We start from the raw sequence: 19735 nt of genomic DNA, 5'->3' as shown, positions 1-19735 counted from the left end.
GAGCCAGTCTGCGATGGGTTCGCCTTTGGCAGCGCGCCTTCGTTCGCCCGCTGTCCGTACCAGTATTTTCTACGCGACCCTGTTTACCTCGGGCGCGGTGTCCAATCCGTTCCTGCCGATCTGGCTCAGCGAGCGCGGCATCGGCACCGGCGAAATCGGCGTCATCAATGCCGCGCCGATCTTTGCGATGATCGTCATCAACATGATTGTGGGGCGCCTCGCCGACCGGGCCAGCGACTGGCGCACTGTCATCGTCATCGGCTCCATCATCGCCGCCATCCCGCCGATCTTCCTGCTGTTCAAGGATGATTATGTCTCCATCCTGATCATCTGGACGCTGCTGATCGTGCCGTTCCAGGCCATCGCCCCGGTGGTCGATGCCGCCGCCTATCGCATGACGCGCCGCACTGGCATGGATTTCGGCGCCATCCGCGTCTGGGGCACAATCGGCTTCGTTGCGGTGACGCTGGTGGCCGGCGTGGTGCTCGACCGCATGGGCGCAGGAGCCTTCGTGCCGCTGCTCATCGCGGTCAGCCTCATCCGCGCGCTGGTGTCGCTCGGCCTGCCGCTGTTCCGCTCGCCCGACGAATATTCGCGCCCCATGCATCCCATCGATGCGCCGATCAACCCGCTGATCGCCATTCGCCTGGGCCAGCTCTGGCGGCCATGGTTCCTGATGACGCTGATCGGCGCGGCGCTGCTGCATGGCAGCCACATGATGCAGATGGGCTTTGGCGCACTGATCTGGGCCGAGGAGGGGATACCCGGCTGGGTCATCGGCATATTGTGGGCGGTGGCACCTACCGCCGAAATCCTCGCCATGGTCTATTTCGAGCGCATCACCAAGCGCTTCGCCGCCCGCCATCTGATCCTGCTAGGCTGCATTTGCGGCGCGTTACGCTGGTGGGGCTTTGCGCTCGAGCCCGATATCTGGGTGCTGGTGCTGTTGCAGACGCTGCATCTGGCCACGGTGGGCCTTACCTTCCTCGGCATCACCAATTTCATCGCCAATTGGACCAGCGAGGATATCGCTGCCGAAGCGCAGAGCTTTTTCGTGATGATCCGCCAGGTGGTGACCGTGGTGGCCCTGCTGGGCTTCGGCATCCTCGCCGGTACGATGGGGGCGGGGGCGTTTTACGTCGCAGCCGTCCTGAGTGCCATCGGTGCGGTCATGGTGGTGGTGTCGCTGGTGTTGATGAATCCGAAGCGCGAGAATGCGCAGGTGGTGATTTGAGGGGGTACTCCAATCCCTTCGCCACGCATCCCGTCACCGGAATGTCGCACCGGCAATTGTAACGATTGCAACGTCACAAATCCCCTTGCCTTCGCCACAAAGCCAAGCGAACAAAGGTGCCGGGCGCTGATTTGCCCGGGGTTCACTTTTCATGGCATCCGTTCTGTCGCGCTGGGCCTCGCCCGAGCTGCGCGCTTCGATTTTTCATTTCACCGTCTATCTGCCTGGTGCCGTCAGCAGTGTTTATCTGGCGATCTGGCTGGCCGAGCATGGCATTCCCGCCGAGCAGATCGGTGTCATCAATGCCCTGCCGGTCCTGCTGCTGCTGGGCATCAACATGCTGGTCGGGCGGCTAGCCGATCGGGCCAGCGACTGGCGTTCGACCATCCTGATCGTTTCCCTACTCAGCGGCGCGGCACCGATCGGGCTGTTCTTCGTCCATGAATTCTGGGGCATCGTGCTGGTCTGGCTGCTCTGCACCATCCCTGGCGGGCTGGTGCCGCCGCTGACCGACGCGGCGACGTTGCGCCTGGCGCAGCGCACCGGCACCGATTTCGGCAGCATGCGCGCCTGGGGCACCATCGGCTATGTGATCGGCACGGCCTTGGTGGGTCTCGCCGTCACCGCCTATGGCACGGCCGCTTTCGTGCCGCTGTTCTTCGCCGTTTCGGTGGGCCGGGCGATCATCGGCTTCACCCTGCCGCGCTTCCGGGCGCCTGCGCCGGTCGCGACCCTGGCCGATGCCAATCCGGAAAAGCCGCGTCTGTCTTCCGCCCTCAAGCTCTGGTTCGTATTGCCCATTCTAGGCTTCGCGCTGGTCAATTCCAATAATGCGGTGGTGGGTGGCTTCGGCGCGCTGATCTGGCACGACAATGGCATTCCCGATTATTTCATCGGCCCCTTGCTTGCCACTGCTGCCGCTGCCGAAGCCATTCTGATGGTCATGTGGCGGCGCTTTGGCGGGCGCGTCAGTGCGCGCAACATGATCCTGGTGGCCTGCGCGGCCTCCTTGCTGCGCTTCTTCATCATGGCGTTCAATCCGCCCGTCGCCGTGCTGTTCGTCACCCAGACGCTGCATGCCTTCAGCTTTGGCATGGGTTATTTCGGCGTGGTGCATTTCATCGCCAATTGGACCAGCGAGGACATTGCCGCCGAGGCGCAGGGCTTTGCCACCATGCTGCAACAGGGCGCCGCCTTCGTGTCGCTGATGCTGTTCGGTGTTCTGGTCAGCCATCTCGGCGCTGGCGCATTCTTTGCGTCCGCGCTGTTTGCGCTGCTGGGCATGGGGTGTGTGTTGTGGTCGCTGAAGCTCAAACCACCCAAGGATGCGTGAGGGCACGGCCTCGTGGTTCGACAGGCTCACCATGAGGTCTACTTTGAGATCGCCAGCTAACCCGTAGACCTCATCCTGAGCTTGTCGAAGGACGAGGTCGTGGCATTGAACCTCTGTTTCCTTCTTCCTCACAGCCGCACAAACAAAAAGGCCCCGGTTTCCCGGGGCATTTTTAGTTCTATCCACCTAAGCCTTAGCTCAAGCGGCCGCTCGCATGGGCCAGGGTCGTGTAGACCTTGCCGCGATCGCTCAGCAGATATTCGCGCGTTTCGGCGGCGGGGCGGGGGCCGGCGGCGGCGCGTTTCAGCAGCTGCTCGAACTCGCTCATATAGGCCTGCGCGGTGCGGGCGAAGTCGGGTTCGCGCTGCAGCTTCTTGCGCACGTCGTCATAGGTGCCCTGGCCGGTCAGCGTATAGATGCGGCGCGAGAACACGTTGGATTCCCCGGCCTGGTAGCGGGCCCAGGCTTCGGCCAGCGCGGCGTCGTCGATGGCCCGGGCGATCTCGTCGGTCAGGCCGGACAGACCGGCCTGCGGCTGGGTGCTGGCCTGCTTGGCCGTGGCATTGCGCAACACGTCGCGGAGCCAGCCGCCTTCGCCCTGCGGGGCGGCATCGGCTTCCACCGCTGCCTGGGCGTCCACATCGCGCTGCGGCGCTGCGGCACGGGCAGGTTCGGGCTGACGCACGGGTTCAGGCTGGCGCACGGGCTCGGTGGTGCGGATCGGGTCGACCAGCGTCTGGCGTGGCGGTTCGCGATAGGTTTCGCGCGGGGCTTGGTAGGCTGGTGTCTCCTGGCGCGGTTCGGTGCGCGGGGCAGGGCGCTGCGGCGGGCGGCGGTCGTTGAGATCGAGCGTTGCCGGCTGGCTGCGCACGATGGCATTGAGTTCGCTCAGCGCCTCGATCTGCTCGGCCACGACACGGCGCATGGCAGCGGCGCTGGCGCGCGTTTCCTCGGGCAGCTCGTTGACGCCGCGGGCCAGTTCGGCGCGGGTGGCTTCAAGCTCGCTGCCGACTTCCTTGGCCGTCTGGCGCATGGCGCGGGCAGTGTCGTTGAAGCGCTGGGTGGCTTCTTCCATCGCCTTCTGCATTTCGGCGATCATCTGCTGTTGGGCCTGCTGCAGGGCCGCATTGGCGCGGCGGCCTTCGGCGTCGGCACTGTCGCGGAAATTGCCGAGACGGGAGCTGACTTCGCCCGAAGTTTCGTCCAGCGCCTGGCGGAAGGTGCCGGTGGTCTGGTCGATGGCGTTGCGCAGTTGGCCGGTATTGGAGGCAATCGCCCCACGAACCGAAGCGGTCGAATCCGCAATGGTGTCGGCCAGCGTGCTGGTCGTCGTGGTCAGCACGTCGGTGACATTGCCGGCCGTGGAGGCCAGCACATCGCTGACGCGGTTGGCATTTTCTTCCAGTGCGTTGTTGACCTGGCTGGTCTGATCGCTGAGCGCCAGGCGCACCGAGGAGGCGGTCTGGTTGAGAGCATTGGCGGCCGCTTCGGCAGCGCGCTGCACGGCGCCATCCACCTGGGCGGCATTGCTCGACAGGGTCGAGGTGAACCGCTGGTTGGTCTGGTACAGCGCGTCGTTGACATCGGCCGTCGAAGACTGGATGGCCTCGGTAATGGTTGCGGTGGTAGCTTCCAGCGTTTCGGCAACCGAGCCGGTGGTGGCCTGCAGGGCCTCGTCCATGGCGCGGCGGGCGCCGATCAGGCGGCGTTCCGTGTCATTGACCGTATCGGCGATCGACTGCGCGAACATGCGCATGCGGCCATCGATATCGTCGGCGCGGCTGGCAAAGCTCTGCGCCAGGGCATCCATGGCGCCGCGGCGATCCTCGAGCGTAATGAGCGCGGTTTCGCTGGTCGAGCTGAGCTCGTGCGACACCTGCTGCATATTGGCTGCTTCCGCATCGAGCCGGCCGAGCACGGTCGAGAATTCGTCGACCATGGAGCGGATGGTGGATTGCAGCGCGCCAACATGCTGGCTGACCATGACGCCGGCCTGTTCGGTCTGCCCGATGGCATCGCGAATGGTGTTGGAATAGGTCGAGGTCTGCTGGGCGACTGATGTCTCGAGATTGGCCAGGTTGGCCGTCGAGGCATCGAGCACCCGCTGCAGCAGCAGGTTCGAGTCATTGAGCTTGCCGAGCGCGGCGGTGACATCGGTGAGGATGCGTGAGGTCGAGACGGCCATGATGGCCTCGGCTTCCTTGGCATTCTCGCCCAGGGCGTCGCGCAGCAGGTTGCCATGGCTGAGCAGGGCGTTCTGCAACTGGTCGGAGCGATCGCTGACCAGAGCCGCGAAGGCATTGGTATGCTCTTCGACCGAGCGGTTGATGTCGGTGAGGCGGGTTTCGATGGACCCCACGGCGTCGGGCGCCTTGACCGTTAGCAATTGGTCGATATTGCCCGCAGCAGCGCGGATCAGGTCGAGCACGTTGCGCACCGCGCCGTCCATGCGGTCGGCGGTGGCGGTGACGTCGGTGGCGATATTTTCCGTCGCTGCCGTGATGCGGGTGGCGATGGTTTCCTCGATCCGGTCGGCGCCGGCTTCGAGATCCGCCATGGACTGGGTGATCGAGGTATTGATGGAGGCGTTGAGCGCGGCCAGCCGTTCGGCCGTGATGTCGGCACGGGCGGTGATAGCCTCGGGCAGGGTGCCCAGGCGCTGGTCGACCATGTCGGTAATGGCGCGGCGCGCCGAATTGACGCCGCTCTCGATGAGGTCGGCGGCCTTGCGGGCGCTTTCGCCCACAGTGGCGCTGGCTGCGTCGATGCGGGCGGAAACGCCATGCTCGGCGTCCGAAATGCGCGAGATGGCGCTGTCGAGGCCCGTGCCCAGATGCGTGTTCACCTCGGCCACCTTCTCGGCGATCATGTCCGACATGGTGGTGACGCGCTCGTTCATCGTCTCGGTGACATTGTGCAGCGAGGTTTCGATCTTGGTGCGGGCTTCCTCGCCCTGCAACGCGATGGCGTCGGCCAGCTCGCTGGTGCGCAGGCCGATGGTTTCGCCCATCGAGGCAGTGTGCGTTTCCAGCGTGTCGCTGAGCGCCTGGGTGCGCTGATTGAGGGCTTCGCTGAGCGCCAGGGTGCGGGTGCCCACGGCCTGCGCCAGCTGCTGGGTGCCGCTGTCGAGCGTGGTGCGCAGTTGTGCCGAGCGTTCGTCCAGCGCGCCAGTCAGCGTGGTGGTGTGATCGGCCAACTGGCTGGTCAGCGTTTCGGTGCGCTCGCTCAGCTGAGTGGCCAGCAATTCGGTGCGTTCATCGAGCTGGCTGGCAAGGTTCCCGGTGCGGGATTCGATTTCCAGCGCCAGCGCAGAGGTGCGTTCCGACAGCGTATCGGCCAGCCGCGTCGTGCGGCCAGAGATCGCCTGGTCGAATTCGGAGGTGCCGGCCGAAAGGGCGTCGCCCAGTTCCTGGCTGCGCACGCGGATGGCTTCGCTCATATCGGTGGCGCGGGTGCTGAGCGTTTCGTCCAGTTCGAGCACACGGGTTTCGATGGCGCTGGTGATTTCGCCGGCGCGGCTGCTCAGAATGCCGTCGAGCTTCTGGGTGCGGCCATCGAGGGTTTCGGCGAGCTGGCTGACATGGCCTTCGAGCGAAGCCGCGAGGGCCTGGCTGCGGCTGCCAATGTCTTCGGAAATGGCGCGGGCCTTGGCGCCCAGCACTTCGCCCAGTTCGCGGGTCTTTTCGCTGATGGCGCTGTCAAAGCGGCCGGATTCTTCGTTGAGCGCCATTTCCAGCACATTGGCGCGGGCGGCAAAGCTGGTGCCCTGCGCTTCAAGGCGCGCGATCAGGCTGTCGCCCTTGTCGCCGATAACGCCATCGAGCGTGCCCAGGCGGGTATCGAGAATGGCGGCGATTTCGGTCAGCCGGGCATCGAACTGGCTGAGCGAATCCTGGCCGGCGGAGGAGAGGGTGATGCGGGCGCGATCGGAGGTATCGTCCAGCGCGCCGTTGATTTCGATCAGCGCCGATTGCAGGCGGCTATCCATGGCGTTGAGCTGGATGGAGACCGATTCGTCGAGCTGGCGGGTGAGGGCATTGAGCAGCACCTCGGCTTCGCGCGAGCGGCCAGTAATGTCGTCGGCGATCTTCTGGCCGATCAGGTCCAGCGCGCCGGTCACTTCATGGCCGCGGTCGCGCAATTGGCCGAGCAGGGAGGTGCTGCCATCGCTGAGCAGGCCCGAAATGGTGGTGGTGCGTTCGTCGAGCGCGGTGGCGAGACGACCGGTGGTTTCGTCCAGCGTTTCGGACAGGCGGCCGGTCGTGCCGTCGAGCAGGTTGGCGAGCTTTTCGGCGCGAGCGTCGAAGGCCGACGCCAGGTTGCCGGTGCGGCTGTCCATCGCCTCGGCGATGCGGCCGCTGGTGCCTTCGAGCAGGCCGGCCAGGTTCGCCGTGCGGTCTTCGAAGCTGCCGGCGATGGCGCCAGTGCGTTCCTCGATCAGGCGGGTGCGCTCGTCCATGGCGGCGGCAATGGTCGAGGCATGGCCATCAAGGGCATCGGTCAGCGCGGCAATGCGGCCTTCAACGCCCGCATTGAGCGTGCCGGCACGCTCGTCGAGGGCGCCGGTCATGGCGGCGGTCTTGTCGTCAAAGGTCAGCGACAGACGGCCCGCGCTATCGTCGAGCGCCGAGATGAAATCGGTGGTGCGATTATCGACCAGCGAGACGAAATTCTCGGTCCGCTCGCCAAAGGCGTTGGTTAGCGTATTGCCGGCGGTTTCGAGCGCGCGCGTCAGGTTGCCGCCGCTTTCCACGATCGTGCCGGAGATGCGCTGGCTGATCATGTCGAGGTCGAACACCAGGCCCGTGTGGCTCTCGGTGATGGCTTCGCGCACGCGCTCGGTATTGGTGAGCACGCTTTCGCGCTGGCTGGCCAATTCGGCGATCAGCGCACGCATGCGCGATTCATTGTCCGAATAGGTGCGTTCGAGCGCGGTGACCTCGTTGTGGATCATCACTTCGAGCTCGCCGGCGCGCGACAAAGCGCGTTCCAGCCCGTCGCCCAGCGCATTGACTTCGCGGCGCACGGCCTGCCCCACCGAAGCGACCTTGTCGGCGGCGGTGACTTCGGGTTCGGCGAGGCGAATGGCGGCCTGGGTGATCGAGGACGCTGCGTTGCGCAGGTCCTGGGCACGGCGGAACAGGGTGGCGACGCCGAAAAAGCCCAGCACGGGCAGGATCATGATGGCGGCGAGCGCAATGAAATCAATGCTGCTGGCAAACTGCCCGAAATTGCTGAGCTGGCTGCCGTAGCGCAGATAGCCGGCGGCGCCCGTAGCCACCAGCCAGATGATCGAGAGTGCCAGCGCTACCCAGGTGGGAGCCGAGGATGAACGGCTCTGCAGGGTATACAGCAGCTTGGAGGTGGGGAAGCGATCGTCATTGGCCACGGCGCCGGCCTGCTGGGCGATCTTGTCGGCGGCGCGCAGGCGCTCGGACCGCGCAGGATTGGCCGCGCGCTTTTCCGGGGCCTTTTCCGGCGTGCTGTCGAGATTGAAGACCGAGTCCTTGAGGGCGTCTTCAACGGCAGAAAAAGCCAGGGCGGCGGGATCGTTTGGGGGTGTCGAATTCTGCGCCATACTCTTTACTACTCTCGCGTCGACTTCACAGCGATCGGGCGGCAAACTGGCGGTGTGTTAACCCCCAACCCGTTTCCGGGCCGATGGTCAAATGGAAACAATTCGATGCAAATGCCGCGCATTATTTCCGCACCACCGCCGCCGCGCGCTGGTTCAAAATCCATACATACATTCAATTTTACTCAAACCGAACGCTTTCTTACCCAAAGGTTAATTTTTTGGGGAGAACGAGGGCCATCAAAAACGGCAAAGAACGGCGAAGATGTGGCTTAATCGCCTGTTCATCCGGGGCTTCTAAGCTTGTTCAGCGGTTTTGTCCCTGTGGGCTGCGTCGCCGCTTTTGTTAAGGAGTTCGACGGATGGCCCAGCGGTTGCCCGTGCTCGACAGAGCCAGTCCTGTCCTTGCCCCGCGCCGGGCACGCCCCATCGATCTGGTGTATTTGGCCAAGCAATGCCTGGGCGATGCTGCGCTGGAACACGAAATGCTGCGCCTGTTCGACACCACGATCCAAACTTACCTGACGCGGCTCCTCGCCGCCGAGGCTCCCGATCAGGTGCTTTTTACCCTGCATACGATCAAAGGCGCCGCCGCCGGCGTAGGCGGATTTGCCATAGCCGATCTCGCTAAAGCCATGGAAGCGGACGTCAGGGCCGGGATGAGCATCAATCCGGAGCAGATCGACGACCTCAAGATCGCCGTGGAAGAGGTTAGTGTGTTCGTTGAGGGCGTGCTGAGCAAGGATATGCGGGAGTAGGGCTTACCAAACCCCCGGCACCCAGCGATACCGAACCCGTAGCGCATAATCGGCGTAGCCGGGCAGTTCCTGTTGCAGCGTGCGATCCTCAATAATTGTCCGCGTCGCCAAAGCCGCGATCACAATGGCCGCGGGCAGCAGCGCCACGAGCGAGCCGAGAACCAGCGCCACGCTGATCGCCAAGAGTGCGCCACTGACATAGCCGGGGTGCCGCACCAGTGAGTAGGGGCCGGTATCTACCACACTATGCTGCCGGTCAGTCTGGATGCGGACCCCCGGCTCGAAATGCCGGTTCGTGGCCTGTGGCCAGATTTGCCCGGCAAAGCTCAGCACAAACAGCAGATAGCCGACGACGACCAGCCAATCGGGGGCCTGCAGCCAGGCGAAGCGATAGTCGAGCCCAGCCACCGGCAGTAGCGCGGCCAGCCCGCCGATGATGAGGACCAGGAAGATATAGTCCCACCACTTGGTGCCGGCCTGCACGCGCGAGCGGGCGACGAAGATCTCCGGATTGGTACGCCACAGGATGCCGACCGAGACCAGCATGGCCACGATGAAGGCGGCCATGAACCACCAGCCACGTAACCAGTTGAACGTGCCGGCCGTGCCGAACAACAGCGCCGCCACGATGACGACGGTGACGACCAGCGAAATCATGGATTTTTGCAGGGCCTGCTGCTGGGCCTCGTTTGCCTCGACCATACTGCGCTCCCATTTACGGGTGAGTGGCAAGGCTATGCCTGATCCTTACTGGCTTCAACCATGCCATCCGGTTGCGGCATTTGACCACTACCCTTGCCTTCCCCTATAGAGCGCCCAATATTTGTTGCGCTTCGCAGCCCGCAATGCCGGGCGCCCAAAGGCAAGTTTCCATGAGCATGTCCCTCGCCGCCGAGACGCCGTCTCGCGCCATCACTGAGCCCTATCGCACCCGCCGGACCTTCGCGATCATCTCGCACCCGGACGCGGGCAAGACCACGCTGACCGAGCGGCTGCTGGCTGCTGCCGGCGCGATCCAGTCTGCCGGCGCGGTGCGCGGCAAGGCCGGCACCCGCTCGACCCGTTCGGACTGGATGGAAATGGAGCAGCAGCGCGGCATTTCCATCACCTCCTCGGTGATGACCTTCGACTATGACGGGCTGACGCTCAACCTGCTCGACACGCCAGGCCACTCGGACTTTTCCGAGGATACCTATCGCACGCTGACCGCCGTCGACGCGGCCATCATGGTGATCGACGCCGCCAAGGGTATCGAAGCCCAGACCCTGAAGCTGTTCGAAGTCTGTCGCCTGCGCGACATCCCGATCATCACCTTCATCAATAAGGTGGACCGCGAGGGCCTTTCTCCGCTCGAGCTGATCGACGAAATCCAGGGCAAGCTGGCGCTCGACCTCACCCCCGTGCTGTGGCCGATCGGGCAGGGCGTCGATTTCCACGGTTATCTGGACCTACTGGAAAAGCGCGTGCTGAGCCCCCAGGGCAAGCCGATAGCCGAATATAATGCCATCGAAGACCTGCTCGATAACGATACGCTCATCGAAGACCCGGTCTTCATGACAGCGCTCGAAACCCTCGAAATAGCCACGGCCATGCTGCCGCCGTTCGATCTCGAAACCTTCCATGCCGGACATTTGAGCCCCGTGCTGTTCGGTTCGGCCCTCAAGGGCATTGGCGTGGCCGAACTGCTGCGCACGCTGGGCGAATGGGGCCCCGAGCCCCGCCCGCAGCCCGCTATCCCATCGCCCATCGAGCCCGCCGACAAAAAGGTCACCGGGTTCGTGTTCAAGGTACAGGCCAATATGGACGCCAATCACCGCGACCGTATCGCCTTTGTCCGCCTTTGCTCGGGCACCTTCACACGCGGCATGCGTCTCAAGAATGTCCGTTCCGGCAAGGACATGGCCGTTTCCAACCCGATGTTCTTCTTCGGCAATGACCGCGAACTGGCCGAGCAGGCCGTTGCCGGCGACATTGTCGGCATCCCCAATCACGGCACGCTGTCGGTGGGCGATACCCTCACCGAGGGCGCGACGATCAATGTGACGGGCATTCCGAACTTCGCCCCGGAAATCATCCGCCGCGTGCGCCTCACCGACCATATGAAGACCAAGCAGATGGCCAAGGCCCTCTCGGACCTGTCCGAAGAGGGCGTCACTCAGGTGTTCCGTCGCGTCGTCGGTGCGGATTGGATCGTGGGCGTCGTCGGCCAGTTGCAGCTCGAAGTGCTCTCTTCGCGCGTCGCCAAGGAATATGGCGTGCCGATCACCTTTGAGAGCCTCAATTACGAGGTGGCCCGCTGGATCGAGAGCGATGATCCCAAGGAATTGGACCGCTTCATCGCCGCCCAGAAGATGAATATTGCCGAGGATCGCACCGGCTCCCCGGTCTTCCTCGCGCAAAACGCCTGGTGGGCCGACCGCGCCAAGCAGGATTTCCCGAAAATCCGCTTCCTCACCACGAAGGAACGGCATTGACTGACCGTATCGAAGAGTTCCTGAGCGCGGTGAAATCGGCCTTTGCCGGCAACACGCTGGTCAAGCTCAAGCTGGCTGGCTATCACGGCGGCGAAGCCGATCTTAAATCCATCGACGTCAAGAAGATCGTCGCCAAGGGGGTGGAGAAGTTCAGCTTCACCTTCCACTACAAGACGCGCGACATCATCAAAAACCAGATCCAGCCCGAGGCCCTGGGCAATCTGCGCGTCGCGCTCAAGGACGAGTTCCGCAGCGCCCAGCTCGCGACCACCGAGTTTGATATGAGCTTCGAGCGCAATGGCGACAAAGTCCGCCTCAAGCGCAGTGAAGTCGCTGGCCGCGAAGCCCCCTCGACCGACCACAACCGCGCCAAGAACCGCCCCCTGACCGAGACCAATAAGCCGTATCTGCATGCCCTTGGCATTACCGGCAAGGATGGAGTGGTGCGCAACGACGCGCAGGATAAGTTCCGCCAGATCAACAAGATGGTCGAAATCTTTGCCCCCTTGATTCAGGCGATCAAGGCCGAAAAACCCCGTATCGTCGATATGGGCGCGGGCAAAGGCTACCTCGATTTCGCGCTCTACGATTACCTCGCCAATGTCGCCAAACGCCCCGCTGAAATCGTCGGCGTCGAAATGCGCGACAAGCTGGTTGAGGATGGTAATGCCACCGCCGCCCAGTCCGGTTTCGACGGCCTGAGCTTCCAGCCCGGCACCATTCTCGATCACGACGCGACAGGCGCCGATGCCGTCATTGCGCTGCATGCCTGCGACACGGCCACCGACGACGCCATTTTCAAGGGCATCGCTGCCGGCGCTTCGCTCATCGCCGTCGCCCCCTGCTGCCACAAGCAAATCCGTCGCCAGATGGAAGCCGGCAAGCCCAAAGACACGCTATCGAACCTGCTCCGCCACGGCATCTTCATGGAACGCCAGGCCGAAATGGTCACCGATGCCCTGCGCGCACTCTATCTTGAGCTGAACGGCTACCGCACCAAGGTGTTCGAGTTCGTCTCCGACGCTCACACGCCCAAGAACAATCTGATCGTCGCCGAAAAAGACGGCCGCGTCGGCCGCGACCGCGACGCGATCCTCAAGCAGATTGCGGACACCAAGGCCATGTTTGGCATCGATCGGCATTATCTTGAGGGTCTGCTGGGGCTCTGAGGGCGCAAACCCGCAATGCCGTGCACAGGGTTCCTAAACCGTCTCCCAGCCTCTATATCCTTGGTGAACAGCAAGCCCTTAGAGACCAATGACCAAGATCACTTTCGTCCAGCAGGACGGCGAACGCATCGAGACTGAAGGCCAGAACGGCGCCACCGTGATGGAAACCGCCATCATGAACGGCATACCGGGCATCGTGGCCGAATGCGGCGGTGCCTGCACTTGCGCCACCTGCCATGTCTATGTCGATGACGCCTGGACCGAAACGGTCGGCGGCCCCTCGAACATGGAAGAAGACATGCTCGATTTCGCCTTCGACGTGAAAGCCAGCAGCCGCTTGTCGTGCCAGATCAAGGTCAAGGACGAGCTGGATGGCCTCGTCGTGCATGTGCCGAGCCGTCAGGGCTAAGGCTCCACACTCGCCCCACCCACGATGTCATCCCCGCGCAGGCCGGGATCCATGCTGAAGGCCATCCATGCATTGGATGAGTGGGAGGGAACACAGCATGGATTCCGGCCTGCGCCGGAATGACACCGTGTTTGTGAGAACGTCCCTGCCATATCCCGAGAGTAAAATTTTCTCCGCTTCCCCGGCGGAAAGATTCATTTAGCGGGTTTGTGGTATTCCCATTGTCGGCGTTCCACGCCATGCCCCGCTAGGGAAATATAAAAGCTATTGAATTTCAACGCCTTGTGTATTCGGGCCGGAGTGGATTATTTTGCCCGCCACTCACAACAGGGTTCCAATGGGTTATCTCAACACATTTCCGTTGAGCTACAAGGTACAGGGTCTGCGCATCGTCATCGTCGGCGGTGGTGAAGAAGCCCTCAACAAAGCCCGGCTGGTGACTAAGACGACCGCTCAGGTCGTGATTATCTCCCCTCAGATCGAAGCCGACTTTTCCGGCCTCTCCGTCACCCTGATGGAGCGCGATTTCATCGCCGCCGATCTCGACAATACGGCTCTGGTTTTCGTCGCCGAAGAGAGCGCCGCGGCCGACCGCGCCAAGGTTGAAGCCCGCGCCCGTGGCATCCCGCTCAACGTGGTCGATGTCCCCGCCGAATGCGATTTCTACACGCCCTCCATCGTTGACCGTGCGCCCCTCACCGTCGCCATTTCAACCGAAGGCGATGCGCCGGTTCTGGCCCGTCTGGTTCGCGCCCGCATCGAGGCGATGTTGTCGCCTCGCATCGGCAAAATCGCCAGGCTTGCCGGTGGATTGCGCCACAAGGTTGAGAGCCTGATTCACGATGGCGCCGCCCGCCGTCGTTTTTACGAGGCGCTGGTGACCTCGCCCGCCATTGAGGCCGCCGAAGCCGCAGGGCAGGGCGCTGCTGCCGCCGAAACCCTGCTGGCTCAGCACGCCGATAATGCCCAGGTCAATGGCGTCGTCTGGCTGATCGGCGCCGGTCCGGGTTCGGAAGACCTGCTCACCCTGCGCGCCCAGCGGCTGCTGCAGGAAGCCGATGTCATCGTGCATGATCAGCTCGTGCCCGATACCGTGGTGCAGATGGGCCGCCGCGACGCCGAGCAGATCTCCGTCGGCAAGGCCAAGGGCCACCACAGCTTTTCGCAGGCCCAGATCAACACGCTGATCGTTCGCCTCGCCAAGGAGGGCAAGAAGGTCGCCCGCCTCAAATCCGGCGATCCGATGATTTTCGGCCGCGCGGGCGAAGAAATCGCCGCGCTGCGCAAGGCCGGCGTGCCCTATCAGATCGTGCCCGGCGTCAGTGCAGCGCTTGCCGCTGCCGCGGACACCGCCACCCCGGTCACCCTGCGCAAAGTCTCGAGCGGCTTCGTCATGGCTACCGCCCATGGCGCCGACGATAGCGACCTGACCCATTGGGCGGCCCTGGCTCAATCCGGCCTGACGCTGGCGCTCTATATGGGCAAGTCCATCGCCCCAGACGTTGCCGCCCGCCTGATCGAGCAGGGCGCCAGCCCCGCGCTGCCCATCGGCATCGTGGTCAATGCGGGCCGGGCCGACAAATCCACCTATTCCGGAACTTTGGGGACGCTGGCGGCCAATGCCGTGGCGTTTGCCGAAGGTCCGGCAATCATTTTCGTAGGCGAAGCCGTTGAGGCCGGTGATTGGGCAGATGCGGCCCAGCTCGCCGGCATGAGCTTCAAGGTAGCATAGCAGCATGGAAATTCTGACCGGCAATGAGCTGATATCGGGGGCGACGGTTTACCTCGACGCCCACAACAATTGGGTGGAGGACCTGCAAGCCGCCCGGCTCTTCGGCAAGGAGGAGACGGCCGAGCGCGATGCAGCCCTGGTCGCGACCAAGGCCGGCGGCCGCGTCATCAGTCTTGAGATCGAGGAAGTGAGCCAGGTGGACGGCGTTGTCGTCCCCAAGCGCTTGCGTGAACGCATAAGGGCAGCGGGTCCTACCGCGCCCCTGACATTGAACGGCGAGATCTACGACCGCCAGCATCTGGGTGAGGACGGTCATGTATCGATATGACGAATTCGACGCGGCTTTCGTTGCGGGCCGCACCAGCCAATTTGCCGATCAGGTCAGGCGTCGCCTGTCGGGCGAGCTGAGCGAAGACCAGTTCCGCCCCCTGCGGCTGATGAACGGGCTCTACCTGCAATTGCACGCCTATATGCTGCGCATCGCGGTGCCCTATGGCACGCTGTCAAGCAAGCAGATGCGCAAGTTTGCCCATATCGCCCGCACCTATGATCGCGGCTATGGCCACTTCACCACGCGGCAGAACATCCAGTTCAACTGGCCCAAGCTCAAAGACATTCCGGTGATCCTGGAAGAGCTGGCCTCGGTCGAAATGCATGCCATCCAGACCTCGGGCAATTGCATCCGCAATGTCACCGCCGACCATTTCGCCGGTGCTGCCGCGGACGAGATCATCGATCCGCGCCCGATTGCCGAAATCCTGCGCCAGTGGTCGAGCCTGCATCCCGAATTCAGCTATCTGCCGCGCAAGTTCAAGATCGCCATCACCGGCGCGCCGAACGATCGCGCTGCCATCCGCTTCCACGATATCGGCCTGCAAGCCGCCACCAATGCGGCCGGCGAAATCGGTTGGGAAGTCTGGGTTGGCGGCGGTCTGGGTCGCACGCCGATGATCGGCAAGCTGATCAACAGCTTCGTGCCCAATGAGCACCTGCTGGCGTATCTCGAATCCATCATGCGGGTCTATAACCGCTATGGCCGCCGTGACAACAAGTACAAGGCACGCATCAAGATTCTGGTGCACGAAGAAGGCCTTGAGACCATCAAGGGGCAGGTGGAAGCCGAGTTTGCCGAAGTGCGCGGCGGTGTGCTGACCCTCCCATCCGAGGAAGTGGACCGCATCACGGCCTATTTCGCGCCGCCGCAATTCAAGGCGCAGCCGGCCACCAAGATCGATGTGGCCTATCAGTCCATCATCGATCCCGCCTATGGCCGCTGGCTCGATCACAATATCAATTCGCATCGCGAGCCGGGCTATGCCTCGGTCACCATCTCCCTCAAGCCGGTTGGCGGCGCCCCGGGCGATGCGACCGACAAGCAGATGGACGACATTGCCGATATTGCCGAGCGCTATGCGTTCGACGAGTTGCGCGTGACCCACGAGCAGAACCTGGTCCTGCCGCATGTCGCCATTGCCGACCTCCGGGCCGTCTATGACGCGCTGGTCGCCACGGGGCTTGCCGAAGGCAATAATGGGCTGATCACCGACATGATCTGCTGCCCGGGCCTCGATTTCTGCGCCTTGGCCAATGCCCGCTCGATCCCCATCGCGCAGGAAATCTCCAAGAAATTCGCCGAGCCCAAGCGGCAGGCCGAAATCGGCGATCTCAAGATCAAGATTTCCGGCTGCATCAATGCCTGCGGCCACCACCATGTCGGTCACATCGGCATTCTGGGCGTCGAGAAAAAGGGCGGCGAACTCTACCAGATCACCCTGGGCGGTGACGCCACCGAGCACGCTTCCGTGGGCAAGATCATCGGCCCCGGCTTTGAGGCTGATGCCGTGCCCGGCGCCATCGAAACGCTGGTCGATACCTATATCGCCAAGCGCACCAGCGCTGACGAAAGCTTCATCGCCGCCTATCGCCGCCTGGGCGAAGCGCCGTTCAAGGAGGCCCTCTATGGCAATGCCTAAATTGGCCCCCGTTCCGGCCGCGCATGACAAATTGCGCGCGCTCGGCATTCTGGCGCTCAATGGTATGTTCGACGAAATGGATGCTGTCGGCGTCCTCCGCCAGGCCGCCAGCGAAATCCTCGCGGGCGATCTGGCTGTCGTGTCGTCCTTTGGTGCGGACTCCGCCGTGCTGCTGCACCTGGTCGCGCAGGTCGATCCGAGCCTGCCGGTCTATTTCCTCGAAACCGGCAAGCACTTCCGCGAAACGCTGGACTATGTCGAAACGCTGAAAAAGCATCTCGGCCTGATCAATGTGCATGCCCTCCATCCCAATTCCGAGGATGTGAAGCGGTTCGACCCGACCGGCGACCTGTGGGAAACCGACCCTGACTCTTGCTGCCATATCCGCAAGACCGAGCCGCTGGAGCCGGTCACCGAGCAATATGGCGGCTGGGTCACGGGCCGCAAGCGCTTCCAGACCAAGGAGCGCGGCGTGCTGCCGCATTTCGAGCTGACGAGCGACGATCGCATCAAGGTCAATCCGCTGGCCTATTTCTCCGATGCCGATGTCAACCAATACAAGATCGACCACGGCTTGCCCGAGCACCCGCTCTTCGCTAAGGGCTACAAGTCGATCGGCTGCGCGCCCTGCACCTCGGTGGTTGCCGAGGGCGAGGACCCGCGCGCCGGCCGGTGGCGCGGCCTCAACAAAAAAGAGTGCGGCATCCATTTCGATTTCAACGGAGCGATCGCCAAGCCGATGACTGCCGCGACCAAACACACTCTGTGGAAGGATGGCGCCTTCATCGCTGACCCATTCCATGAATGGGCCGAAAGCGACGACCCCGCGACCGTCAGCTACAAGCACGTGCCGCTGGCCGTGTTCCTGGCCAATCGCGATGCGGTGCTGGCCAATCCGCATCCGCTGGGCCTGCTGATCGTGCCGGGCGACCGGATCGAGGACGCCGAGGCCGATCTGGGCCGCTTTGCCTCCATCGCCATCAAATTCCCCGCCTTTACCGATGGGCGGGGTTATTCGGTGGGCCGGCTGCTGGCCGAGCGCTATGGATATGGCAATGAAATCCGCGCGATAGGCGATGTGCTTCAGGACCAGATTCCGCTGATGCGCCGCTGCGGCTTCAATGCCTTCGTGGTGTCCCACGAGCCGACAAGACAGGCGCTGATCGAGAACCGCCTGCCCGAGGTGGCGCTGTTCTACCAGCCGGTGGGCATTACCGAAGTTCCCGCCGGCACGCGCCCCTTCCTTCGCCGCGCCCATTGAGGTAAGTGGAGCGGGTTTATCACATTAACCCACAGGGTCATTCCCGCGAAAGCGGGAACCCCCGTTTTGCTGAAACAGAGGTTCCCGCTTTGCCGGGAATGACACCGAGGTAAACTGTCATGCCTCGGCAAGAACGGACTTTGAGAAAAGCATGAGCACTGAAATCGTCACCGACGTTGTTGTGATTGGCGCGGGCCCCTGTGGGCTGTTTGCGGCCTTCGAACTCGGGTTGCTCGACCTCAAATGCCATTTCATCGACATTCTGGACCGCCCCGGCGGGCAGTGTGCCGAGCTTTATCCCGAAAAGCCGATCTATGACATTCCCGGCTTCCCGGTGGTGACCGGCCAGGATCTGACCGACAATCTGATGGCCCAGATCGCGCCGTTTGCGCCCGAGTTCCACTTCAATCGCATGGTCAATTCCATCGAGAAGCAGGAAGACGGCTCGTTCAAGCTGGCGACCGATGCCGACGAGATTTTCCACGCCAAGGTGGTGGTCATCGCTGCCGGCGGTGGCTCATTCCAGCCCAAGCGCCCGCCGGTCGACAATATCGAAGCCTTTGAAAACAAGTCAGTGTTCTATTCCGTCCGCAAGATGGACGATTTCCGCGACCAGGACGTGGTGATTGTCGGCGGCGGCGATTCCGCGCTGGATTGGACGCTCAACCTGCAGCCCATCGTGCGCTCATTGACCCTGGTGCACCGCCGCGCCGTGTTCAAGGCGGCCCCCGCTTCGGTCAACAAGATGCAGGAACTGGTGGGCGAGGGGAAGATCAACTTCCTCACCGGCCAGATCGGCAAGCTCGATGGCGAGAACGGCCAGATCAACCATGTGCACCTGATCACCGATGCCGGGGATCTCTCGGTGCCCGCAACGCGCCTGCTGCCCTTCTTTGGTCTCACCATGAAGCTGGGTCCGGTGGCCGATTGGGGCCTTGAGCTCAACGACAACACGATCAAGGTCGATACCGAAAAGTTCGAGACCTCGGTGCCCGGCATTTTCGCCATTGGCGACATCAATTGGTATCCGGGCAAGCTCAAGCTGATCCTCTCCGGCTTCCACGAAGCGGCGCTGATGGCCCAGGCTGCCAAGAAGATCGTCTCGCCGGACGAGCGCGTGGTGTTCCAATACACCACCAGCTCCACCAAGCTGCAGAAGAAGCTGGGCGTGGCTTAAAACCCCAAGTCTGTCGAATAGTCTGCGGGCTTTCCCCTTGCGGGGGAGGCCGGGAGGGGGGTATGGACGCCCCGGAGTTGAGGAAGCGCCCATGAAAATCCAAGTCACCGACCAGGCCGGCGACGTCCACGAGCTTGAAGGGCTCGAGGGCTGGCGTGCCATGGAAGTGATCCGTGACTGGGGCCTCAACATCAAGGCCGAGTGCGGCGGCGCGCTCAGCTGCGCCACCTGCCATGTCTATGTCGACAAAGACTGGATGGACGTGGTCGGCGCCCCCAGCGACGAGGAAGAGGACATGCTCGACGGCGTCGGCGACGTCCGCGCCAATTCGCGCCTCTCCTGCCAGATATTGATGAGCGACGCGCTTGATGGGCTCAAGCTGACTTTGGCGCCAAGTGCTGCCAAGGATTGAGCCGGCAAAGGCTCAGCACTGCCCCAAATTTTGTTCCACCCAACAATGTCATCCCCGCGAAAGCGGGGACCTCTGTTTATGGGTGGGACGGCTTAATAGCCGGCGAGCCCCAATCCAATCCCCTCCCCCTTGAGGGGAGGGCTAGGGTGGGGGTGCTGCGGCCTCTACCAATCCAATGTTGGTGGAGCCTTCAGCACCCCCACCCTCAATCCCTCCCCTCAAGGGGGA

14 protein-coding genes are annotated in these 19735 nt (G+C 63.0%); 12 read left to right on the top strand and 2 right to left on the bottom strand.

Going from position 1 to position 19735, the window contains the following annotated elements; genetic code table 11:
- The first annotated feature begins 25 nt into the window (after positions 1-25).
- Both ACI3KW_RS04770 and ACI3KW_RS04765 read left to right on the top strand, forming a co-directional pair.
- A complete protein-coding gene (locus tag ACI3KW_RS04770; RefSeq protein ID WP_404847140.1) occupies positions 26-1234 on the top strand; it encodes an MFS transporter in 1209 nt (402 codons plus the stop codon).
- Between the two features lie 151 nt (positions 1235-1385).
- Positions 1386-2567 (top strand): MFS transporter, encoded by a 1182-nt coding sequence (locus tag ACI3KW_RS04765; protein WP_262166907.1) that lies wholly within the window; start codon positions 1386-1388, stop codon positions 2565-2567.
- Between the two features lie 193 nt (positions 2568-2760).
- Here the strand turns inward: ACI3KW_RS04765 and ACI3KW_RS04760 are convergent, their stop codons facing one another.
- Positions 2761-8145, bottom strand: coding sequence for a hypothetical protein (locus tag ACI3KW_RS04760; RefSeq protein ID WP_404847139.1), 5385 nt, complete (start codon positions 8143-8145; stop codon positions 2761-2763).
- Positions 8146-8504: 359 nt separating this feature from the next.
- Between ACI3KW_RS04760 and ACI3KW_RS04755 the strand changes: the two genes are divergently transcribed.
- Positions 8505-8900 (top strand): Hpt domain-containing protein, encoded by a 396-nt coding sequence (locus tag ACI3KW_RS04755; RefSeq protein ID WP_404847138.1) that lies wholly within the window; start codon positions 8505-8507, stop codon positions 8898-8900.
- A 3-nt stretch (positions 8901-8903) separates the two neighbouring features.
- Here the strand turns inward: ACI3KW_RS04755 and ACI3KW_RS04750 are convergent, their stop codons facing one another.
- Positions 8904-9602, bottom strand: coding sequence for a methyltransferase family protein (locus ACI3KW_RS04750; RefSeq protein ID WP_404847137.1), 699 nt, complete (start codon positions 9600-9602; stop codon positions 8904-8906).
- A gap of 170 nt (positions 9603-9772) precedes the next feature.
- Between ACI3KW_RS04750 and ACI3KW_RS04745 the strand changes: the two genes are divergently transcribed.
- The 9 genes from ACI3KW_RS04745 (at position 9773) to ACI3KW_RS04705 (ending at position 19507) form a co-directional block, all read left to right on the top strand.
- Positions 9773-11374 carry a peptide chain release factor 3 gene (locus ACI3KW_RS04745; RefSeq protein WP_404847136.1) on the top strand — a complete coding sequence of 534 codons (1602 nt, stop codon included), beginning with the start codon at positions 9773-9775 and terminating at the stop codon, positions 11372-11374.
- On the top strand, positions 11371-12543 hold the full coding sequence (locus tag ACI3KW_RS04740; RefSeq protein WP_404847135.1) for a class I SAM-dependent methyltransferase: 1173 nt from the start codon (positions 11371-11373) through the stop codon (positions 12541-12543). The genes ACI3KW_RS04745 and ACI3KW_RS04740 overlap by 4 nt, the downstream gene beginning before the upstream one ends.
- Before the next feature lie 88 nt (positions 12544-12631).
- Positions 12632-12952, top strand: a complete 321-nt coding sequence (locus ACI3KW_RS04735) for a 2Fe-2S iron-sulfur cluster-binding protein (protein ID WP_113123788.1) — start codon at positions 12632-12634, stop codon at positions 12950-12952.
- Positions 12953-13289: 337 nt separating this feature from the next.
- Positions 13290-14684 (top strand): siroheme synthase CysG, encoded by a 1395-nt coding sequence (gene cysG / locus ACI3KW_RS04730; RefSeq protein ID WP_404847134.1) that lies wholly within the window; start codon positions 13290-13292, stop codon positions 14682-14684.
- Positions 14685-14688: 4 nt separating this feature from the next.
- Positions 14689-15012: a DUF2849 domain-containing protein gene (locus ACI3KW_RS04725; protein ID WP_404847133.1), complete on the top strand. Its 324-nt coding sequence runs from the start codon at positions 14689-14691 to the stop codon at positions 15010-15012.
- Positions 14999-16657 (top strand): nitrite/sulfite reductase, encoded by a 1659-nt coding sequence (locus ACI3KW_RS04720; protein ID WP_404847132.1) that lies wholly within the window; start codon positions 14999-15001, stop codon positions 16655-16657. The genes ACI3KW_RS04725 and ACI3KW_RS04720 overlap by 14 nt, the downstream gene beginning before the upstream one ends.
- Positions 16644-17918, top strand: a complete 1275-nt coding sequence (locus ACI3KW_RS04715; RefSeq protein ID WP_404847131.1) for a phosphoadenylyl-sulfate reductase — start codon at positions 16644-16646, stop codon at positions 17916-17918. The genes ACI3KW_RS04720 and ACI3KW_RS04715 overlap by 14 nt, the downstream gene beginning before the upstream one ends.
- A gap of 151 nt (positions 17919-18069) precedes the next feature.
- Complete coding sequence (locus ACI3KW_RS04710) at positions 18070-19095, top strand: NAD(P)/FAD-dependent oxidoreductase (RefSeq protein ID WP_404847130.1); 1026 nt, start codon at positions 18070-18072, stop codon at positions 19093-19095.
- Between the two features lie 91 nt (positions 19096-19186).
- Complete coding sequence (locus tag ACI3KW_RS04705; RefSeq protein WP_404847129.1) at positions 19187-19507, top strand: 2Fe-2S iron-sulfur cluster-binding protein; 321 nt, start codon at positions 19187-19189, stop codon at positions 19505-19507.
- The last annotated feature ends 228 nt before the right edge of the window (positions 19508-19735 follow it).

It is taken from the genome of Devosia sp. ZW T5_3, from assembly GCF_044987315.1.
Taxonomy (GTDB): domain Bacteria; phylum Pseudomonadota; class Alphaproteobacteria; order Rhizobiales; family Devosiaceae; genus Devosia.
Note: the sequence above shows the minus strand (reverse complement) of the source record. Positions and strands in the feature narration are given on the sequence as shown.